The sequence below is a fragment of the Paenibacillus sp. MT124 genome, from assembly GCF_058792755.1.
Genome location: NZ_CM179500.1, coordinates 3,184,242 through 3,204,948, shown reverse-complemented (window position 1 = coordinate 3,204,948; position 20,707 = coordinate 3,184,242). Strand labels below are relative to the sequence as shown.

Here is a 20,707-nt window from a genome sequence, read left to right as displayed (position 1 = left end):
TCAAAATAATACATTATTTGAAATATGGATTGTATTTTCAGAATTCGTTCCGTCATTCGCCGTATGTGTGCTAACGACCCGGTAGTAATAACCTGTGATGACTGTCCAGCTCGACTGTGCTGACAGGGATTGTGTTTGTGTTTTGCTTTTGGTCCCAGACCGATACGTCACCCAATTTGAGCCCGTCCAGCGTTCCAGCCGGTAATCCACCTGAAGTGATTTCATTTCCTTGTAGGTGGTTGTTGATGTAGTGACGTTCGCTGTCAGCCCTCCTCCCGGAGAAACGTTCCCTGCTGCCTGATATATATACTTGAGAGCTGCCAGGGAGTGAACAGTTTGCTCCTCCGGCGGTGGTGGTGCGGTGAGTGCACCAGATACAATGTCAGGACTAGCTGCGGCAGTGCTGCCAACAGGAATAGATAGAATTGCAGGCACCGATAATGCAGCAGCAAGGGTAATTTTCAGAAAGGATGACAGACTCATTTTCAACATATGTATTCCTCCTCCAACGTCATATTTGATTTTGTGTAAGGTATAAACGGACGGAGGAGGTTATAGGTTTCAAAAATATAAAAAGACGCTCCGACCTTCATGTCGGTAGCGTCTTTTCTTACTGTTGAATCTGTGGCGTGAGCTGAAACCTAAATATTTTCCATTTCGTATAGGCTTTAAAGAGTTACACCCACGCTATTCATAACTCAATGATACTCGTGGCAATATTCGAGCAAAATTCGCTGTCATGTTCCACAAAAAGAAGTGTTGGCGAGTGCTCAAGCAGCAAGTCTTCAATTTGCATGCGGGAAATGACATCAACAAAATTAAGTGGTTCATCCCAAACGTGCAAATGTGCTTCTTCACTAAGGCTTTTGGCAATCAGTACTTTCTTTTTTTGTCCAGCACTAAACGTTGAAATATCCTTATCCAGCTGCAGTCTGGAGAAATCCAGTTTGCGTAATATTGATTTGAAGAGACTTTCATCAATGCCCTGTGTCATCGCATACTCGGATAAGCTTCCTGCGAGACCCGAGGTATCCTGTGATACATACGACATTTTGACCTGAGGATCCTTGCGAAGTTGACCTGTGTAGGCAATATCCTCGCCGCAAATCAATTTAAGAATGCTTGATTTACCCGAACCATTCTTACCGTAAAGAGCGATTCGGTCTCCTTTTTCAACCGTTAAATAAATATCCTTACAAACAATATTGGAGCCATATGCAATCGACACATTTTCCAATTGGACAATTTCATTTTTGTGAAAGTCCAATTGATGAATCTGCAGCCGTTCAGCACTTTCGATATTTTTGAGAAGTTTGGACTTTTCTTGAATGGCAGATTGCTGCCGTTGTTCGATGTTTTTGGACCGTTTCATCATTTTGGCAGCCTTGTGTCCAATGTAGCCTTTATCCACTTTCGAACCGGAGTTCCTAGTCCCGTTTTTGGACTTTTCGACTTCATGTGACCAACCGCCAGTTCGTTTGGCGGAGTCGGATAAGCGTTTAATGTCTTTCTGTAACTTTTCGTTGCTTGCAAGCTCATATTGATCCTGTCTCTTCTTATTCTCCCACCAGGCGGAAAAATTGCCTTTTTGAATCTCGATGTTCGTTTTATTGATCGAAAGGATATGGTCTACACTGTGATCCAGGAAGGATCTATCGTGTGATACGAGAATAAAGCCACTTTTTCTGCTTAGATAACTGCTGACGAGCTTTCTGGCATGCATGTCGAGATGATTGGTTGGCTCATCAATAAGCAAGAATTGATTTTCCTTCATGAACAAGGCAGCCAGCATGACTTTCGTTTGCTCTCCATTGGATAGGGACTCGAATGGTCGATACAGAACATCTTCGGAAACCTTCAGAAGGTTAAGCTCCCGTACCAGTTCCCAATGCTGATAGTCTGGATAAACATCACTTATCACATCAAGTGTCATCGAGTCTTTATTCTCAACAGGAAAAGGAAAGTACTCAAAATCAACATGGGCTGAGATGGTGCCACTATATTCATATTTACCAAGCAAAAGGTTAAGGAATGTAGTTTTCCCTCTCCCGTTTCTTCCGGTAAAGCCTAATTTCCAGTCGGAGTCCAATTGAAAACTCACATTTTCGAAAATATTATCGTAACTGCCGTCATAGGCAAAGGTCAGGTTTGATACGTTTATCATTGACATAAGGGATCATCCTTTTCATTTATATTCCGATGCTAAATAAATGAGGTTATGATCATGACATGATTCCCTTATTGTATCCACTCTCGGAAGAATCCAAGCAAAAAAGAAACTCAAAGCCAGGTAAATCGTTGCGTGGATAGATAAAGCTCCGAATTCCGATTCATGATTTGGTGAACCATGCCAATGTTCATATCCAGTGACAGGTTCACATAAACATCTACAACCTCTAATTCAGTCATAACTCTATCCCCCTTTAAAATCGTATGGTTTCAACTTTCAGATACAGAAAACTTAACATGGATGGGATTCGTGGGTCAAGGATGATGGTGCGGCGCTCCCAGAAGGATCCTTGCGCAGCAAAGGGAGCCAGTTCTTATCCGAGTCTGGACAAGCACTTGCTCCCTTTAGAATGGTTGCTATTCGATAACACGGCAATCCGCCATGACTTCCGGTTTATAACGCATACTATCTGCCTCTGTAATTTTGCGAATGACTCTGCAGGGGACACCTGCTGCGAAGGAGTCTGCTGGAATGTCCTGGGTCACTACACTTCCGGCACCGATTACACAACGGTCTCCGATGGTAACTCCTCCGCATACGGTTACATTAGCAGATAGCCATACATCGGTTCCGATCGTTACGGGTTTGGCGTAACACAAAGACTTCGGATCACCGTTCTGATCAAGCATTTGCCGGCGTTCAGAAGCGATAAACGGGTGAATGGGAGTAACAATCGTTACATTAGGTCCAAAACTGGTATGGTCTCCAATGGTAACCTTGGCATCGTCCTGAACCGTTAGATTGTAGTTGGCAAAGAAATGATTGCCGATCTCTGTGTGAACACCATAATGAAAGAATACAGGCCCTTGAATGAAGCAGGATTCCCCTTTGCGACCAAGAATCTGTGTCAGAATCGCTTCACGTTCCTCTGCCTGATCCTCGAACATCTGGCTGTATTGATGGCTTAAGTTGTGCGAACGAAGTTTAATGGCTTTTAGTTCCGGGTGGCTGGGACTGAATAAAATCCCGTTCAATATTCGTTCTTCCTCCGTCATGTGATCAACTCCCATTCAATTCACGTTTTTTTGAAGGTCCATACAGTCTTGGATTGTCAGGAGAACACCGTTCTCCTCGTTGGATTTCGTAATAAAACGCGCTGCTTTTTTGGTGTTTTCACAAGCATTGCTGACCGCAAAGCTGTATTTGGCAATACTCATAAGCTCTACATCATTCTCTCCGTCCCCAAAGGACATCGTTTCTTCATAAGTGACGCCGAGCAGCTCCTGCAATTTTTTAACCGTCTCTCCTTTATGCGTATGCAGGGCCGTGATATCAAGCCACTTGGGTTCTGAATCCACAATATAGATTTGGCCGCCAAGTGTCTTCTCTACATGTTTCCTTAGGGCACTACTCCGTTCATTGATATCGTATACTGTTATTTTGATAAAGCGGCTGTCGATCTCCTGGAAAGAGTCAATCTTCTTAACCTGTTCGTATGAGCTTTTAACCACGTTGTACATCTCCTCTTGGATGGAAGAATGAACATATGCTGCATCGCTTGCACATACAATGAGGGTCAGGTCTGGAGCAAAACGTTGTATCGATTCAATGCTTTGTAAAGCAAGTTCTCGTTCAATGCTGAATTCTTTTACGATCGCCCCATCTTTCTTAATTCTTGCTGCACTATCTCCAAGTACCCATATCCCCTTGCCATGTTCTCCAAATAATTTTTCTACCCGTTCACACTGTTTTCCTGTGCATGCCACAAAGGTCATTCCTTGTTTCTGCATTTCTAAATGCACTTTGTTGAATAATTCAATATCGAATAATCCCTTGTTGTTCAGGAATGTTCCATCTAAGTCAGTTACTACAAGTTTAATCATTTAGCAATCCCCTCTTTGTTTAAGGCTAATTCATAATACTTTTCATACTATCTTTATAATGTATGTTTATAAAGTGGACAGAAAAATACGATAATCATGTTCTCACGGTAATCGGTATGCTATTAAACTACATAACAAGCCTATTCCATGTAACTGGTTTCATGTCAACGCTCTTTATTTAGGATCGTACTCCTTTACTCAAACCAATCATCGACGGAGCGCATCGGTTTCACTTCCATAGACTGTTTCGACAATGCTAAACACGCATAGGCTGCCGCCCAGATGATAACAGCTAAAATAACATATGCCATTTTCTCACCTCCCAACATTCTGAGATCTTAGAAGTATGCGATTCACGGTTTCCGCGCTAAATAACATCAATATGAGTAGAACAAGCACTACAACCGGAAATGAATCTGTACTGGTCTTCGCTGCAAGAAACCCAAATAGCGGAGGAAGCAGAGTTGTACCGCTATAAGCGACAGCCATCTGGTATCCCATTAACTTGACGGAGTTTTCTCTCCCGAAGCGAGCCGGCGTTTCATGCAAAAGTCCAGGATAGATTGGCGCTAGACCAAGCCCGATTAAAATAAAGCCTGCTACCGAAAACGATGAAGAAAGCGGAAGCAGTAAAAGGAGTCCTCCGAGGATCGTAGTCCATTGCCCATAGCGAATTAAAAACCGGTTATGCACGCTTAACGAGATAAAACCTGTAATGAACCTGCCCAACGTAATACCTCCGTAATAAATGGAAATCCAGCCCGCTGCCATCTCTGCTGAGATGTTTTTCGTTCCAACCAAGTAACTGGCTCCCCATAATCCGACTGTGGTTTCAACCCCGCAATATAACAGAAAAGCGAGCAATGAGGGCTTAACGCCTCTTAATTTCAAGACGTTCCCCGGGATCCGTATTTCCGATTTTGTCTCGCTATCGGTCCTAGTTGTTGGTGCCGTCTCACGCAATGCAGCCACTCTTTTCCATAACGGCAGCGTGATAAGAAGTACGATAACCAGTACAAGCTGGATGACACCAACGGCAGCATAACCGCCTCTCCAAAAGTTCTGATCCGCTATATAACCAGCCATGATGATTGGGCCCATGGTAGCACCAACGCCCCAGAAGCAATGCAGCCAGTTCATATGATGCGCTTGGTAATTTGCAGCGACATAATGATTCAACGCTGCATCTACGGCTCCTGCGCCCAGGCCAAGTGGAACGGCCAAGATCATAAACCATATCATTGAAGGTGCCATGGAAAATCCAATCAACGAAATTGCGGTTAGCAAACAGCTGAACAACGTAATGTTACCTGTGCCCATTTTCTGAATCATTTTCCCACTTGCCAGACTGGAGACGATGGTGCCTGCGGCAATAATCATGGAAATGAGACCTGCTGAGCCTACGGAGGAACCTATTTCCGGCCATATGACCGGCCATGCAGATCCAAGTAGTGAATCCGGAAGTCCCAGACTTATAAAAGCCAGATAGATTACGGTGAGAAACCAGGTTGCCATCTTTGTAACTCCTCTCTTGATGTAGTTGATCATCCTGATTAATAAATATACTTTATAAAGTGTTTAAGTTAAATATGCGGGATATGGTGTTCCTTTGTCAATACTCATCCTATGAGCAAAATCAGATATAATTATCACTTTGAGCTAAATCAGGAAAACTGTAACACTTAGTCGAAACTTTACGGAATGTTCCATAGGTAAACTAAACAAGTCGAGTATATTATCCAAATATCCATGCACCTCAGCCCAAAGTTTGAGATCTCATAAGCATGAAAAAAGCAGTCCAGGATGAAATATCATCACTAGACTGCTTCGAATAACTGAAGACAGGAATGAAGCTGCTTGGCTTAAGCCCCTTCTTCCTCAACCAACATTTCAAGCTTAATTACATTTACCCGTGAAATCCGCTTATGCTCCGTCTCCTGAATGACGAATACATATCCTCCATATTCAACCGATTGACCGACTTCAGGCGGAATGGTCTCCACTCTGGAGTACAGCCAGCCACCAATCGTGTCATAGTCGCTCCGATCCATATCCAGTTCAAATCGCTCACTGACTTCTTCAATCAGCATCATGCCATCAATGGAGTATTCCATCTCATCCACTTTCTCAATGGCAGGACGCTCCTGATCAAACTCATCCTGAATCTCGCCCACGATCTCTTCCATAATATCCTCCAGCGTTACCATTCCGGAAGTTCCGCCGTATTCATCAATCAGAATGGCAATCTGTGTCTTGCTGCGCTGCATACGCTTCAGTAGATCACTGATTGGCGTCGAATCTGGAACAGCAAGAATTGGTCGGATTACAGAAATGGTATCTGTGAGCTGGGACCGCATCAGATCTTTAATATGAATAAAGCCGATAATGTGGTCCTTGTCACCGTTGTAAACCGGATAGCGGGTTCGCATGCTTTCACTGGCGATTTCCAGATTTTCTAGCATGGACTGATTGGCGTTCAGACAGATCATTTCCGTCCGCGGAATCATAATTTCACGGGCAGTTGTTGCCGTAAAATCAAATATATTATCAACAAGCGCCAATTCAGTATTGTCAATTAAACCGCTCTTATTGCTTTCTTTCATCAGAATGCGTATTTCATCTTCACTATGTGCCGAGTCATGCTCCGAAGCAGGTGCCATTCGAAACAATCTCAGCAGGCTGTTCGCCATACCATTCAAAGCCCAGATAAAGGGATACATCAATTTGTAAAAGAACGTAAGCAGTACCGCAGACCATAACGTGACCGTCTCCGATTTGCGGATTGCCATCGTCTTGGGAGCAAGTTCCCCGAGTACAATATGCAAAATCGTAATAATTACAAATGCAATCACAATCGAAATTCCGTGTACATATACCGGGCCGAGTCCAAACGCGGTAAACATGGGCTCAAGCAAGTGTGCAATGGCAGGCTCTCCGAGCCAGCCGAGTCCCAGTGAAGCCAGCGTTATGCCCAATTGGCATGCAGACAGATAGGCATCCAGGTTACGTACAATATTAGAAGCATAGATGGCTCTTTTGTTGCCTGCTTCCACCAAAGCCTCAATTCGGCTGCCGCGAACTTTTACCATCGCGAATTCTGCAGAGACAAAAAAACCGTTCATCAATACAAGCAAAGCAATTAAAAATAAATTTAATATACTCGGTAAGGGGTCACTCAAATTGTCATCCTATTCGCCGTCATTCTTCGGCAAATAGGTCCACCTCCTTCGAAAATGTAGGATATTAGCCATTCTGCCGCTCATTTGCAGGTTCAACTTCCCAATGCTTCCACCTCCTTCTGGATTGTGTCGAATAAAAGGATATGCTTCTTTTATTATATAACTCTAAACTACACAGTCAATCCGTGTCCTATGACAACGAAATGATGCTAACCAGCAAATTACTTTACAAAGGTAGCGAATACGCCGTCTTATTTACATTTGCTAACTAAGTATATTGAACAGATGCCAAACGGTTTTATTGTTTATATCTTGTGCTCGGTGGGTGTCACAATTGAATTCCAAATAAAATGTAAAACGTAAAAAGAGTATTCCCGTTGATATCCAAATTCAGGAATACTCTTTGATGGTAATTCGAGTTAAGGGACATAACCTTATGTGCTTATTTTGACAGGGAAACGGGACTCCGTATCCCATCGACACTGCGGTTCTTCGCCTTGTGCGTTCCACAAACCTCCAATCCACATTTCGTCTCTTCGTAATTCCGCATAGTCTGCTTCTTCAGCGAGTACCTGGATGCCGAGCTCAGTCAGAGACAAGACTGCATTACGGAAATGTTCATCGTGCCGGGTGAAATCAGGGAACGTATCTGCTCCGCTAATCTGTAGTAGGGCATAGGGCTCCAAGGTCATTCTTCTCAGATGTGCCCAATATTCCAAGTCTCCCATCCCCAACAGATGCAGCCGTTCACTCACATGTTTAAATAATGGAAATGGATGATCAATCCCTTGACTCACAGCTTCCAGAGTCGCTTGTTCAATTGCACCCAGACCATTCGACTGTGAAGGCAGGCGGGTCAAGTGAGCCTCAAAAGCAGCATGCGCAAATGGGAGAACCGTACTGTTTTGTTTTAAATAATCCATGTGATCCTGAATATCGGAAGAGGTATAAGCTTGCCAGAACTGACTTCCCGCCTGAAGCTCCTCCGTTCCCATTACATGCCACGTACCAGACAAACGTCCGATCTGTCCGGGTGTAAGCTGTCCCAGCCCCCGAAAGTTCTCTATTTCCGGATACGCATCAATACATAACAGATTCACCTTGGTATCCCTGAGCGATTGACCATTAAAATAGTGCAGCAGATAAGACAACATCGCCTGATCATAGAGATCATATTCATACCAGAGTACAATCTCCTTGTACTGATGAAACGCATGCAGTTTTCGCTCCAGCTCAGCAATTTGCAGATATTCCGTCTGGGGAATCCCTAATTGCTGTTCCAGATAGGCAGCGCGCTTGCTTCTCTCCAACTCGTTCCCCATATCTTGGACAACAGGACCAAAGGTGTAAAGTTCCCGCCAGACCATAACCTCTCCTTCGACCCCGCTTTGCCGCAATCGATCTGCAGCATGATCTCCATTGGTAATATGCAGCATGCCTTTGCCCCCTTCATAAAGTTCATGAAATACGGTTATAACGTCCGCTACAGGTAATGTACGCCTCAGCTTCGCCCTGGCATCGAACAGCCTTTTCTTCAATGCCGGAACAGATACGCTAAGGAAATCGGAAATTTCCTTAAGCGAATATCCCTGAAAGTAGAACATGTCCACTACATGCTGCATGGATAACGGCAGACTGGATATGGAATCGCGAAGAATCCGATACCGTTCCTTTTGCAAAATAAGCTGTTCAGGGTTATGCACTTCTTCGCTCGAATCGATGTTGTACAGTAACTCCTGTTCAGGGGAAGTGCTGTGCTGCTTGCGCCTTAACCAACGGTAGCACTGTCGTTCAACAATCACTTTAAACCATCCTGGAAAGGCTTCGGCTGTCTCCAGCTTCGACAGATTAGCAAATGCTTCTGTAAACGCCTCCTGTACAATATCTTCAGCCCAGTAACCATCCTCCAGTTTGTTATAAGCTACAGCAAGCGCCATTCCGCGGAACTGTTTCATTAACTGCTCATATGCCTCAGGCTCGCCTCGGATGGCTCCCTCAATCCACTCGTTCAATGATGTAAACTCCTCTCTGTGAGCGTCTTGCTCAGCCTGTATATGTATAAGTGCCATGATTGCGAGTAAAGGTTACTACAATCTCCATTATAACGAAAAAAACTGTCCCACTTGTGGATTTGAATCCACGTGCGGGACAGCCTGGTTAAACATTCTTTCTACAGAAACCCCCGTCTAATAACGAATTAGAATCTGCTTGGAGCTTGAGGATAGTTTCCAACAACGCCCGGATATTGGTACAACAATGGCTCATCAAACGTAGCATAATCGAAGTTAACCATTAACAGCATAATACGTCTTCCTGTCTTAGGATCGCTGATAATGATGTGATCACGACCTGCAGCTTCAATAATTCCTTGGAAAATGCGAGCATTCCATTCTTTGTTACCTTCATATGTCATGTAGAATGTACCAAATTTGCCGAGGTTCAGGCGCAGGATATTTTCGATGTATGATTGTTCAAACTGCGGCGCAGTTGTCGTTACAACTCCACCTGTTGGTGTCATTGGACTGCCGCTGGATACAAGCGGTGGTACACTTGTGGAGCTTGGTGAAACCATGCTAGGTGATACCATGCTAGGTGATACCATGCCTGGTGTAGGCGACGTCGTAGGCATGCCATTACCGATTTTATAGGATGTTCCTTGAACTTGCGAGTTGGCTTGTTGACCCAGTGCCTGTGTTGTTGGTTGATATGGTTGATTAATCATTGTAATTCCTCCTAAAATTTAATAAACTTCCGGACAATCTTCACCTGTCGGACTGAAGAAACAGTGCGCTTTGAAACGACCCGTATTTTGCTGGTTATACCACGTCGGAGGACAGTCGCCCACAGGTCTGAAAAACCACAGGGCATTGCTGGCTGGCCAGATCCGTTCTCCATTAATGACCCGTTGTGCCAGACGAATCTCGGACTGTCTTGCCCGCTGATAAAAGTAGCCTTTTTGGGTGGATTCGAATCCACCGGGGTTCTGGAATACCATTCGGTTAATGTCACGAATGTCCCCGAAATCAAGGCAATCCACCAGTACACGGTTCACACCCACATTACCTACAAGCAGCATGCCCTGTTCGCCGTCACCTTCAGCCTCTGCCCTCATCAACCTTGCCAGCAGCCTGACGTCTTCTGAGTTGGCTTTAATAACAGCCATATTCTGTTTCCTCCCTTGCTTCAGCTCTTCATCACCGTACATCGTATTGTGCAGGAGCCTATTCGGTGACACGAATCCAGCTTTTTTCCACAAAAAAATCCCGGAACCTCACCCCATGTGAAGTCCCGAGATAAAACATTTCCTATATAACGAGCCTAATTAAGGCTTGGCATTAATCCAGTAATCGTAAGCATGTACCATGTTACCTTGGTAGGCTTCATAATCCTTCAGCAGTTCAGGCAGCTTCGCAAGCTGCTGGTCCATCTCGGCAGCACCCTTTTCATAAAATGAGATATGGGCGCCTTCATGATTCTCTTTCATTTCTACCGAAATCAGCAGCGGCTTGCCCAAACGGTCGGCGATCTCCATCTCCTGTCTGACCACTGCGGCAATGCCATTGGACCCTTCGGCCGTGTTACGGAAAGCCATGAGAGAGACATGATCCAATGTGCGGATCATAAATTCAGTAACAGACATGTCTTGTCCTGGCAAAGGGAAGCTATCTAGCCATACAGCGAGATCGGCACTGGTCTCCAAACTGCTGTCCTTTTTCGTTTCTTCCTGGAAAAAGGAGATATTGGAAGCCCATTCTGTCAAAAGTGCATCGCGGTCGGAATTCCATTCCGGCAGTGTGTAGGGCTCGATATCCAGATGAATGCCTTTGAATCGTTCTTCGGGTTCAACTTCGGCATTATAATTTTTCACATAATTGATCAGTCGCTCGATCCGTGGTCTGTTCTCGGATCTACCCCAGATGGGATGGCCGCCCATAGCGTGAATTTCAATCCCTTGTGCCTGCGCTCGTTTAACAAAACTGCGATAACTTGAATAGGGCTGGTCCAGATCAAGCCGGACATATAAAAAGTTAATATGCTGTGCTGCGGCGAATTCAAGAATATGCTGACCGCCATCATCCGTTACCTGCGAGGCCTCCCAGATGTAAGTTCCGCGAATCTCAGGCTGAGGGCCTGGTTTCTCCGGGGCAATCTCTCCATCGGGTTCAAGCTGTCCCCAATACACGATATCATGTACGGCAGAACCGGCATATGAAGCATGATTACGTAAGGATTCCGCAACCTCTGCCAAGACACTCTCCAGCTGCGCTGCTCCCTTTCCGGCAAAAGTCGTAAATTCTTCACCAGGCATCGGCTTCGTATTCACCCCAACGGTGACTGAAGCACCGCTGGCATCAGCCCAATTCATTTCCTGTTCAATGAGTTGAATAATGCCGTTATTCCCTTGTGCGTTATCGCGGTAAGCTAGTAAAGTAACATGATTAAACTGTTCCATGAACCAGCGTGATAACGGCAGGTTATCTGTATCATCTGTTGTTTTTGTACCAGCGATCGTATAAGAATCCAGCCAAAATGGCAGATCCACATTAATGTCGATGGCACCATTCGCCTCGACCTGTTCAAGCAACAATTTCATATTCTCTACCCATGACTGAACCAAAGACTCTGAATCGTCTTTCCATGCAGGCAAAACGTAAGGTTTGACATCCAGATGGATGGCATCAAATCGTTCTTCTGCAGCAGCTCCCTGATTATAGTCAGAAACCCACGCAGCCAAACGGAGCATTGGTGCCTCACGGTCACGAACAGCCCAGGACGGGTCCCCTCCTAGTGCTTCAACAGCAATACCCACTTTACTGGCTTTGGATATGAACGTGCGATATACCTCATCGGATATATTCATATCCACGTTGACATAGAGTCTGTTGATCTTATGTTTAGCTGCGTTAGCCAGCAGCTCGTCTCCTCCATCATCTTGGACAGACTTGGCCTGCCATACCCAGGCTGCCCGTATGTCGCCCGTGTCTGCCTTCACAGGCGAAGCCATTCCTGTCATTATGATCCCTCCAATCAGCAGTAATAGACCAAAGATCTTCCGGGATGAATTCCCGAACATATACTCCCTCCATTCTTGTTCTGTTGTAAAATCACATTCATTATAGCAACCGATTTCTGAATTTCAAATAAGCCCAAGTGCTTAACTTGGGCTTACGGATGCTAGAGGATTCAATTTGTACAACAGACCGAGGGAATCCCGGTTCTAGTCCTCATATATCATTTTTCGAGTCATGCCCCCATCAATCATCAGATTGGTCCCAGTGACAAAGGTATTGCTTGGATCCGACAAATATAAACATGCGCGGGAGATATCCGAAGGGACGCCTACGCGTCCTGCAGGATGCTGTTCATGATCTTCCGGCTTCAATTCGTCCACATTGCCTGTCTCAATCCATCCCGGACTGATACAATTGACCCGAATACCGTCCTTGCCAAGTGAGACCGCCATCGCATGTGTCAGGGCTACAATGGCTCCTTTGGACGCTGCATAGGCCTCTGTCTCAGGTTCAGACATAAACGCACGTGTCGATGCCATATTGACGATAGCGCCTCCATGTTCATTTTGTTTCATATGTTTGGCCGCTTCACGACTCGCGAGAAAGCAGCTTCTTACATTCGTATTAAGCACATCGTCCCATTCCTCCAAGGTCAGCTCGTAGGGAGACTTCCACCTGGCTACGCCTGCATTGTTCACCAGGATGTTGATTTGTTTAAATTCTTCGATGGTTGTGCGAATCAAATTCGTAATATCCTGCTCCTTGCGAACATCGCACTGAACGAAGATGGCTTCACCGCCTTCATTGCGAATCGAAGCAGCAGCTGCGGCTCCTTCCGCCTCCTGATAATCGGCAAGTACAACTTTGGCACCAGCAACCGCGTAAGCTTCGGCTACGCTGCGTCCGATCCCCTGAGCTGCTCCCGTAACAACAACGACTTGATCTGTAAATGACATCTTGAACTCCTCCTCTATTAAGACGCTTCTGTCATCACATACGAATATGTCGAATCAAGAAACCTTATCGTTATAAAGACCCTCTCCTTATATAAAAACACGATACCACCTTTAAGAAACGCTTGTCCAAGAAAATTAACATTAAAAAAAGCTTACGCCACTATGGCGCAAGCCAGCCGGATTATCCGCGTACACGTTCTGAATACAGGCGGTTGTAGCGCTCGAAGCCTATATACCGTGTTCCCTTGAAAGAAAGACGGCCTTCATCTCCTTCGGAGCACAATCCGTACTCTTCTCCGTTCACCTTGAACTCGAGCCGATCTCCGCTCTCTACTTCAAAGGTAATGTAATACAGCGTACGGGCTGAACTGCCTGGTTCAGCTTGCGACTGACTGATCTGCATCCTTCTGCCTGTTATTCGCGAAGGTACGGTAAGCAGAGGCTCGGCGTTGTTGCGCCCCCATCTCCATACTTCTTTCCCCACAGACAGAAGAACAATACCTATAATCAGAACAAATACGACTGGAAAGACGGTTCCGAAAAAGTCAAACATCCAGGATGATTCAATGCCCATGTCTCTCCCCTCCGTTCTTACACCTAGGACAGCCAGAGTCTTGACCCGTCTCCTGTACATGTATATGCGCGAGTAATATGGAACTTGTTATCAGGAGTTCAAATTGTAAGGAACGGGCAGAAAATGTCCCGTGCGAATGACCTCCTCCATGTTGCACCTTGAAGTTCAAGATTAGTTGCAAAAAAAAGCCCCTAATCAGGGGCTTACATTCACTACACCAGCATTCTATCTGTTACCATGCTCTATCTTGCATTGTTTGTTATGCATACATCAGGTTCATGAAACCGCGAGTTGCTTCTGCTCCCTCCGCTTGTTCGGGTTCTTCTGGCTGTGCGTATTGTGCCATGCAGGCCTTCACTTCTTCTTCGGTTGTGCAACGGTTGGCATCATCGCAATTGTAGCATAAGTGAAGCATGTATCTCGTTAGTTCGTCCGCCTGCGTGAATTGAGTTTGTTCATTGGTTCTCATCTTCATCACTCCCATCTCTTCTTGAATTCAATATAACATCATTTAAACTAAGTTATTGTGATTTATTTCACATAGTAGTTAAAAAGAGAAGAAACACGACGGTTTCTCTTCTAAATAACGCCTATATTTAGCTTACCTACAGCACTTTCCACTGCATACCACCATCCACAGTCTGCAGGAGCAAGGATCTCTTGGTATCCGTATTCTCTACCAGAATCCAGCCCAGTTTCGAGGAAACCATCTGCAGCTTCACGATCTCCGGATAATCCTCCAGAATACCGTCCAGGACTTTACTGCCCGGAAGTGCCTTCCAGCTTTTTCCCGAATCCTTGGTCTGGTATGTTGTGCCCGACTGAACTACCCAACCTTCTGATGCATTCAGGAAAGCAGGAGTCAGGTTGCGATTGATTCCCTTCTGCTTATTCAGGCCGAAGGTCGATAATGTCCAGCTCTTACCTCCGTCATCTGTGAAGTATCCGTTGAACTTGGTATAATCTCCGCTGGAACAGGTTAAAGGCATCCAGGCCCCCTTCGCTTCCCGACCAAAAAACTGAGGTGAACCAATGTTAAAATTGCCACACCCATTGAAGTCGTTCCGGTCAAAAAATGTCGGTCCGGTCTTCCAATTCTCTCCGCCATCTGTTGTGACATACAGCTTCGGAGTTCCAAATTCAAGGGCTGTCAAGAAGCCGTGTTTCGGATCAGAAAAAGTCAAGCCCGTTGTATATCCACGTGTCGGAATCTCGGCCGAAGCCGGCTGATCGTCCTCATCACTGGATGACATCTCCTTCCAGGTGATCCCCCCATCCTCAGTAACATACAGCTTTTTATCCTGCTTCCCGATGGAGGTATCCACCGTAGTCAGAATCCAGCCTTTCTCCGGGGATACAAAGGATATGGCAGTGACTTTGTCCGTCTGGGACAAGGAAGACAAGCTCCAGCTTACTCCCCCATTATTGGTGCGCAAGACCATCGTATCAGTTCCACCCAACCCTTCACGAACGATCCATCCATGGGTACGATCCACAAAATAAATGCTTTGCCCATACTGCGGGTTGGCCGGAAATTGCACGTTCTCCGAAGGAGAAATATTCGTCCAGGTTACGCCCTGATCCTGAGTGTAGTATAAACGCAGTGCGTTTCTCGTAACCCCCCACGCCAATCCTCCGTTGTCATTAAGCAGCTGGAAGTCGGTCAGACGTGTCTGGATCTGGTATTCCGCCGTATCTGTAGTCGCTTGCGTACTGTTATCAGGTGGAACAACCGTTAATGTCTGTCCGGTATTTCCGATCTCTTCCTGCTCTTGGGGCGGTTCTGCCACCGGGGTCTGACCTGTGTCGGTGCAGGCAGCCAGTAGGGCAGCTATTCCTATAGACAGCAATGCTGTCTGCGCGATTTTGGTCCATTGCAAACGCAAGTGGAGTTCACCTCTCTCATCCAATAGCAGGCGCGCATGCCTGTCCGATCGGTATACATTTTACGATTCATTCGAATCCACTTCTCCCATTCTACCACAAACCATGTCGAAAAGGCTCATCTTGGGTAACAGGGTGTCAAAAGGGAACCTGTATCAAGTACTCGTTCCATAGTTGGATGCCCATGCCATACTTTCGACTCAATCTTCCTTAAACAGACAACGAAAGTGAAATATTTTATAGACATCACTTTCTTTTCAAACATTTATACCTTAATATGGATGGAAGTCTACCCATAAAGGAGAGGATATGAACATGGTAAACAGTGCTTTGCTCAAGCCGAGTCGCGTAGTCATTATTGGCATGGGCGCGGTGGGAACAACAACGGGATATACGCTGATGTTAAGACAGCGCTCATCCGAGTTGGTATTTGTGGATGTGAATCATGATAAGGCTACAGGTGAAATGCTGGATATGAACCACGGGCTTCCATTTACCGGAGGCGTCAAAGTATGGGCTGGTGACTACTCGGACTGCAAAGACGCGGACATCATTATCATTACAGCCGGGGCCTCCCAGAAGCCTGGTGAAACCCGCATTGATCTGCTGAAGAAAAATGCCAGCATATTCAAAGATATCATTGAACGTATTACCGAAGTGAACTCTCATGGCATTTTGCTCATAGCCACCAATCCTGTAGACATATTATCTTATACGTCCTGGAAACAGAGCGGCTGGCCTGCTTCACGGGTGATTGGCTCCGGTACCTTGCTTGACAGCGCCCGCTTCCGCTACCTGATTGGTAAAAACAAAGGCATTGATCCCCGCAGTATTCATGCACACATCATTGGGGAACATGGTGATTCCGAAGTACCTGTATGGAGTTTAGCCAACGTGGCGGGAACAGATCTGGATCTCGACGAGGAAACGCAGCAGGATATCTTTGATCGCACCAAAAATGCGGCTTATGAGATTATTAATGCCAAAGGAGCCACTTCCTATGCAATCGCACTTGCTTTGGATCGTATTGTAGCAGCCATTTTGGGCAATGAAGGATCGGTCCTAAACGTATCTACATTGCTGGAGGACTACAATGGCGTTTCCGATGTTTATCTCGGAGTTCCATGTGTGGTGGATCGCAACGGAGTACGTGAAATATTACCGCTTCCACTGAATGAGACAGAGAAAGTCGCTTTCCAGGCTTCAGCAAACAAATTAAAGGAACAGATTGCAGGATTGGAATAATGTCATTATTTTAATATAACCAAAGGACCATCTGGATCGCATATCATGCTGATTCGGATGGTTCTTTCGTATGAATTAATGAGTAGTGGCCTGAACGAAGTCCGACACTTCATTTTAGTTTACATAACATTTATTATGTATATTTTTTTATTGTTCCATGTATCTCTCTACAAATCAGAAAATAAGCAGATTTCTATAATTTCCACTTTATCTAATCGCCTCATAACAAAAAAAGAACCAATGAATCCAAGGAATCGTTGGTTCTTTCTATAATAGTTCAATTAACATACCACCTATAATTCCGGTAATGACAATGAACCACGGTGGACACTTCCAGAAAACAAGCATGATAAATAGAATGCATACCAACGAAAAATCAGCAGTTGTCTTGACGGCTGTCGTCCATAAAGGTTGATATAGCGCTGCCAGCAGAATACCAACCACCGCTGCGTTAATTCCAGTCAGTGCCGCTTGCATGTGTTGATTTTTGCGGAGGAAACTCCAAAAAGGAAGCGTGCCTATGATGAGTAAAAAAGCCGGTAAAAAAATGGCTATCGTAGCAACAATCGCCCCTGATATACCCATTGTGATTGCTCCGAGATAAGCAGCAAAAGTGAACAGCGGTCCTGGTACGGCCTGCGTTGCGCCATACCCAGCCAGAAAATCATCTTTTGACAACATTCCCCGGGGAACCAATTCCTGCTCCAGAAGTGGCAGAACCACATGCCCTCCGCCAAAAACCAGCGATCCCGATCTGTACATATAATCGAATAAGGCTAACCACTGAATCCCCATAACCTGATGCAATATCGGCAGTGCTATGAACAGACCAACAAAAGTAGTCAAACAAAGTACGGCGACCGTTCGACTTATCGGGACAACAAGATCAGGAACCTGCGGAGCAGATGATTTCCTATACAACCACAAACCAATCAATCCTGCTGACAAAATAAGAACGAATTGACTGTATACAGCTGTCCATAATAAAGCAACTGTTGCTGTCAGCACAGCAAGCGTAACCCTCTTCTTATCAGGCGTTAATTTTTGGCCCAATCCCAGTATCGCTTGAGCGACGATCGTGACAGCTACAATCTTTAATCCGTTAAGCCATCCGGCATTGCCTACATCATATTCTTTCAACAGTAAAGCAAACAACACCAGAGCAATTACTGAAGGAAGTGTAAAACCGATCCATGCAATCAGCCCTCCAATAATACCTGCCCGAATTACACCAATTCCAATACCAACCTGACTACTGGCTGGCCCAGGAAGGAACTGACACAGTGCCACAAGATCCGCATAACTTCGCTCATCCATCCATTGTCGCTTGCGTACGTATTCATTGTGAAAATAACCCAAATGTGCAGTAGGTCCTCCAAAGGAAGTCAATCCCAGTTTAGTTGACACCAGGAGCACTTCCCAAAGAGAGGCTGTTTTTTCTTGTGGCTCGTCCATCGTTGGGGTATTTTTCTTCCCTCCCATTCCGCACATCTCTCCTAATCATAGAGTGGTTGAGACACCATAAACTCCGGAAGTTTGACGTCCAGCAGAGCCATTGCCTCTTCCTTCTCCCGGCTGGTAACGTGCGTATAAACGGTTGTGGTTTGAATCGATGCGTGACCGAGCAATTCCTGAACCGTACGCAGGTCGGCACCGCGCCGCAGCATCATGGTTGCGAATGAGTGTCTCAGCTTATGGCTAGAATAGTGGAAACGCTGATGAGTCGGAGACTCCAGTTGAAAACGTTCGAAGGTTTCCGTCGATATGAGCTGAATACTGCGAATGGATAATCGCTTCCCTTTTTGCGAAACAAACAAAGCTTCTTCCTTCGCCCGCCATGGAGATAATCTCTCTTCTACAGCTAATGTTAACAGCTCAGCAACCATCTCCGGAACAGGGAGTGTACGCCATTTACGGCCTTTACCGAAGACGTCGAGCGTGCGCCGCTCCGCATTATAGTCTTTACAGTTGAGCGCATGGACTTCACCAACCCGCAATCCCATATAACCCATTAACAGAAAGATCGCAAGATTACGTGTACGGTACTTTCCTTCTACCGATTGCAGGAATCGTTCCAGACCGCTCTCATCCAGAAAGACGGGGGCCCGATTTTTCTCGGTTTTGGATTTTTTGATTCCTGACGCAGGATTATTCGTTAACACTTCCAATTCAATTAGCGACTTGAAGAAGCAATTTACCGCAGCATGTTTGCGATTTCTTGTCGCATCACTAACTCCACGTTCGCGGGCACGTGACAGAAATGATAAGACATGCAGCTTTTTCACCTGCTCCAGCGACTTTCCTTGAATAGAAAGTAGAAATTCGGCGACGTCACCTGTATATGATTTTACAGTGTGTCCCGTGTAACCGGCGTCTTTCATCCATATGTGAAAAGCTTCAAGCTCATCAGCATATTGCTCCTGAATTTCTTCGCTTATCATCGGTATTCGTCACCACGATTCATTCTAGTGTATAAGTAAGGCGAGCCATTTCGCTCACTTCATGTTCTTGAAATAAACTCCGTTTCATTTAATCAACAATGACGACATCAATAAGTGGGCTAATCTCCTTCGGACGACCTTCGCTGCGTGTTAGCACAAAGGATGGCAGCGGATTTTCATACAAACCGTTAACCGATTCGCAGATCTGTACATACAGGTCCATATGCAAAGTCTCCCCTTCTCCTGATACATCGATCACGGGCCAATCCTTCGTGGCACATGCTGGCCAGTTGGCCAGTTCATGAGCAGGTACGATGCTTAACTGCTGTACAGCTGGTGCAATCCGGTAAACCCCGCTGAACTCAGGCTCCTCACCAAGCTTGTCCACTGCAAGTATGGAAGCCGATTGCTTGTCGGGTGCGGAGTAGATTGAGTAACACCACGGAGATACGCCCCACGCCATAACCATCAGTCCTTCTTCCAATAAAGTGTCCGAAAGGTCACCCTCACCGAATTGTTCAATCAAGTTATGATCACCAGAACCAATCAGCTCTTCCACTCGTTCTGACATGCGCGGCAGATCCGCCAATATAAATCCACCACTGCCATACCCGTCAAATACATGATGATCTCTGCTCCATGTAGATGAAACGGCAGATGAATGCGGAATTGCTTCTGCTGGAAACAAATTCAATAATACCGTAATGACCTGAGCGTATTTTACCATAGCCTTTTGTTCAGGTTCCAGAGGACCTTCGGCAATCCGGGGCGTTTTCAGGTGCAATGAAATCCGAAGCTCGTAATCACCCTCTGCAAAATCGGTCCATCCCCACGGTATAGGTTGCTCGATCCCTTCTATGGAATCTAAGAAAATCGTGCTTTCAGATTTCAAAGAAACAGGATATTGAACGAAACCCAGCTCCTGACCATATATGATCGCAGCGTCATCCCTGTGAATCGGCGCATCAAGCTGCTGTGCAATAACGGATACTTTGCGTCCATCTTTCAGCTTGCGATCCGGGTCCATTTCCAGCTGCGAGGCATTTTTTCCCTCAGGATGTGAGATATTCACTTTTGCCTCTGCAAGTACGACAGAGTCTGCTAGTGCAAACCCGAAATTCGGATTCAGATGAAGCTGATTCGTATGTATTGATGTGTTCATGATACATCCCCTCTCCTATGTCTGATGGCATGTCACATCCCTCAATATATGTCATATTTGAACTGACCGCAACCCTGAGCTGGGTATAGTCGAGTATGGACATGCACTTTAATAGATACCCGAATATAGGTCTAAAGCCAACTTTCTTTTTTTATTTCTCCCTTCACTTTATATGGAAAACCCCATATTGCTCTAGTGTAA

At 45.5% G+C, this 20,707-nt stretch carries 19 protein-coding genes; 1 reads left to right on the top strand and 18 read right to left on the bottom strand.

Translation table 11 applies throughout. The features are described from left to right. The 15 genes from AC3RCI_RS14645 to AC3RCI_RS14575 form a co-directional block, all read right to left on the bottom strand. The gene (locus AC3RCI_RS14645; protein ID WP_492529718.1) at positions 1-492 is read right to left on the bottom strand and encodes a hypothetical protein; all 492 of its coding nucleotides are present in this window, start codon (positions 490-492) and stop codon (positions 1-3) included. Positions 493-691: 199 nt separating this feature from the next. Continuing rightward, positions 692-2,170 (bottom strand): Lsa family ABC-F type ribosomal protection protein, encoded by a 1,479-nt coding sequence (locus AC3RCI_RS14640; RefSeq protein ID WP_492529716.1) that lies wholly within the window; start codon positions 2,168-2,170, stop codon positions 692-694. A gap of 110 nt (positions 2,171-2,280) precedes the next feature. After that, positions 2,281-2,409, bottom strand: coding sequence for a hypothetical protein (locus AC3RCI_RS14635; RefSeq protein ID WP_255247820.1), 129 nt, complete (start codon positions 2,407-2,409; stop codon positions 2,281-2,283). A gap of 177 nt (positions 2,410-2,586) precedes the next feature. Continuing rightward, positions 2,587-3,225: a sugar O-acetyltransferase gene (locus AC3RCI_RS14630; RefSeq protein ID WP_492529714.1), complete on the bottom strand. Its 639-nt coding sequence runs from the start codon at positions 3,223-3,225 to the stop codon at positions 2,587-2,589. A gap of 15 nt (positions 3,226-3,240) precedes the next feature. Further along, positions 3,241-4,053: an HAD-IIB family hydrolase gene (locus AC3RCI_RS14625; RefSeq protein ID WP_492529712.1), complete on the bottom strand. Its 813-nt coding sequence runs from the start codon at positions 4,051-4,053 to the stop codon at positions 3,241-3,243. A 315-nt stretch (positions 4,054-4,368) separates the two neighbouring features. Beyond that, entirely contained in the window at positions 4,369-5,568 is a 1,200-nt protein-coding gene (locus tag AC3RCI_RS14620) for an MFS transporter (protein ID WP_492529710.1), read from the bottom strand. Between the two features lie 347 nt (positions 5,569-5,915). Next, a complete protein-coding gene (locus AC3RCI_RS14615; protein ID WP_095287117.1) occupies positions 5,916-7,232 on the bottom strand; it encodes a hemolysin family protein in 1,317 nt (438 codons plus the stop codon). Positions 7,233-7,666: 434 nt separating this feature from the next. After that, positions 7,667-9,244, bottom strand: a complete 1,578-nt coding sequence (locus AC3RCI_RS14610; protein ID WP_492529708.1) for a sigma-70 family RNA polymerase sigma factor — start codon at positions 9,242-9,244, stop codon at positions 7,667-7,669. 185 nt (positions 9,245-9,429) lie between these two features. Continuing rightward, entirely contained in the window at positions 9,430-9,954 is a 525-nt protein-coding gene (gene gerQ / locus AC3RCI_RS14605; RefSeq protein WP_419719979.1) for a spore coat protein GerQ, read from the bottom strand. An 18-nt stretch (positions 9,955-9,972) separates the two neighbouring features. Further along, on the bottom strand, positions 9,973-10,395 hold the full coding sequence (locus AC3RCI_RS14600; protein ID WP_336780125.1) for a cell wall hydrolase: 423 nt from the start codon (positions 10,393-10,395) through the stop codon (positions 9,973-9,975). 159 nt (positions 10,396-10,554) lie between these two features. Then, positions 10,555-12,246, bottom strand: a complete 1,692-nt coding sequence (locus AC3RCI_RS14595) for a hypothetical protein (protein WP_492529706.1) — start codon at positions 12,244-12,246, stop codon at positions 10,555-10,557. A 204-nt stretch (positions 12,247-12,450) separates the two neighbouring features. Further along, the gene (locus tag AC3RCI_RS14590) at positions 12,451-13,200 is read right to left on the bottom strand and encodes an SDR family NAD(P)-dependent oxidoreductase (protein WP_110822147.1); all 750 of its coding nucleotides are present in this window, start codon (positions 13,198-13,200) and stop codon (positions 12,451-12,453) included. Between the two features lie 181 nt (positions 13,201-13,381). Continuing rightward, entirely contained in the window at positions 13,382-13,774 is a 393-nt protein-coding gene (locus tag AC3RCI_RS14585) for a DUF2500 domain-containing protein (protein ID WP_095287123.1), read from the bottom strand. A gap of 259 nt (positions 13,775-14,033) precedes the next feature. Beyond that, positions 14,034-14,243 (bottom strand): hypothetical protein, encoded by a 210-nt coding sequence (locus tag AC3RCI_RS14580; protein ID WP_127535694.1) that lies wholly within the window; start codon positions 14,241-14,243, stop codon positions 14,034-14,036. Positions 14,244-14,379: 136 nt separating this feature from the next. Beyond that, positions 14,380-15,660, bottom strand: a complete 1,281-nt coding sequence (locus AC3RCI_RS14575; RefSeq protein ID WP_154894347.1) for a VPS10 domain-containing protein — start codon at positions 15,658-15,660, stop codon at positions 14,380-14,382. Between the two features lie 313 nt (positions 15,661-15,973). On the opposite strand from AC3RCI_RS14575, the gene AC3RCI_RS14570 reads away from it, so the two are divergent. After that, positions 15,974-16,903: an L-lactate dehydrogenase gene (locus AC3RCI_RS14570; protein WP_127535696.1), complete on the top strand. Its 930-nt coding sequence runs from the start codon at positions 15,974-15,976 to the stop codon at positions 16,901-16,903. A 267-nt stretch (positions 16,904-17,170) separates the two neighbouring features. Here the strand turns inward: AC3RCI_RS14570 and AC3RCI_RS14565 are convergent, their stop codons facing one another. From AC3RCI_RS14565 to AC3RCI_RS14555, 3 genes are all read right to left on the bottom strand, one after another. Further along, positions 17,171-18,385, bottom strand: coding sequence for a chromate transporter (locus AC3RCI_RS14565; protein ID WP_492529704.1), 1,215 nt, complete (start codon positions 18,383-18,385; stop codon positions 17,171-17,173). Between the two features lie 14 nt (positions 18,386-18,399). After that, positions 18,400-19,344 (bottom strand): tyrosine-type recombinase/integrase, encoded by a 945-nt coding sequence (locus tag AC3RCI_RS14560; RefSeq protein WP_492529702.1) that lies wholly within the window; start codon positions 19,342-19,344, stop codon positions 18,400-18,402. 88 nt (positions 19,345-19,432) lie between these two features. Next, positions 19,433-20,506 (bottom strand): hypothetical protein, encoded by a 1,074-nt coding sequence (locus AC3RCI_RS14555; RefSeq protein ID WP_492529700.1) that lies wholly within the window; start codon positions 20,504-20,506, stop codon positions 19,433-19,435. Positions 20,507-20,707: the final 201 nt, after the last annotated feature.

Bases quoted from the DNA above. Each gene is read 5' to 3' on its own strand.
- AC3RCI_RS14630 (WP_492529714.1), bottom strand. From the start codon at position 3,225: ATGACGGAGGAAGAACGAATATTGAACGGGATTTTATTCAGTCCCAGC.
- AC3RCI_RS14585 (WP_095287123.1), bottom strand. From the start codon at position 13,774: ATGGGCATTGAATCATCCTGGATGTTTGACTTTTTCGGAACCGTCTTT.
- AC3RCI_RS14555 (WP_492529700.1), bottom strand. From the start codon at position 20,506: ATGAACACATCAATACATACGAATCAGCTTCATCTGAATCCGAATTTC.
- AC3RCI_RS14560 (WP_492529702.1), bottom strand. From the start codon at position 19,344: ATGATAAGCGAAGAAATTCAGGAGCAATATGCTGATGAGCTTGAAGCT.
- AC3RCI_RS14570 (WP_127535696.1), top strand. From the start codon at position 15,974: ATGGTAAACAGTGCTTTGCTCAAGCCGAGTCGCGTAGTCATTATTGGC.
- AC3RCI_RS14640 (WP_492529716.1), bottom strand. From the start codon at position 2,170: ATGTCAATGATAAACGTATCAAACCTGACCTTTGCCTATGACGGCAGT.
- AC3RCI_RS14580 (WP_127535694.1), bottom strand. From the start codon at position 14,243: ATGAGAACCAATGAACAAACTCAATTCACGCAGGCGGACGAACTAACG.
- AC3RCI_RS14565 (WP_492529704.1), bottom strand. From the start codon at position 18,385: ATGGGAGGGAAGAAAAATACCCCAACGATGGACGAGCCACAAGAAAAA.
- gerQ (WP_419719979.1), bottom strand. From the start codon at position 9,954: ATGATTAATCAACCATATCAACCAACAACACAGGCACTGGGTCAACAA.
- AC3RCI_RS14620 (WP_492529710.1), bottom strand. From the start codon at position 5,568: ATGGCAACCTGGTTTCTCACCGTAATCTATCTGGCTTTTATAAGTCTG.
- AC3RCI_RS14635 (WP_255247820.1), bottom strand. From the start codon at position 2,409: ATGACTGAATTAGAGGTTGTAGATGTTTATGTGAACCTGTCACTGGAT.
- AC3RCI_RS14625 (WP_492529712.1), bottom strand. From the start codon at position 4,053: ATGATTAAACTTGTAGTAACTGACTTAGATGGAACATTCCTGAACAAC.
- AC3RCI_RS14600 (WP_336780125.1), bottom strand. From the start codon at position 10,395: ATGGCTGTTATTAAAGCCAACTCAGAAGACGTCAGGCTGCTGGCAAGG.
- AC3RCI_RS14590 (WP_110822147.1), bottom strand. From the start codon at position 13,200: ATGTCATTTACAGATCAAGTCGTTGTTGTTACGGGAGCAGCTCAGGGG.
- AC3RCI_RS14595 (WP_492529706.1), bottom strand. From the start codon at position 12,246: ATGACAGGAATGGCTTCGCCTGTGAAGGCAGACACGGGCGACATACGG.
- AC3RCI_RS14645 (WP_492529718.1), bottom strand. From the start codon at position 492: ATGTTGAAAATGAGTCTGTCATCCTTTCTGAAAATTACCCTTGCTGCT.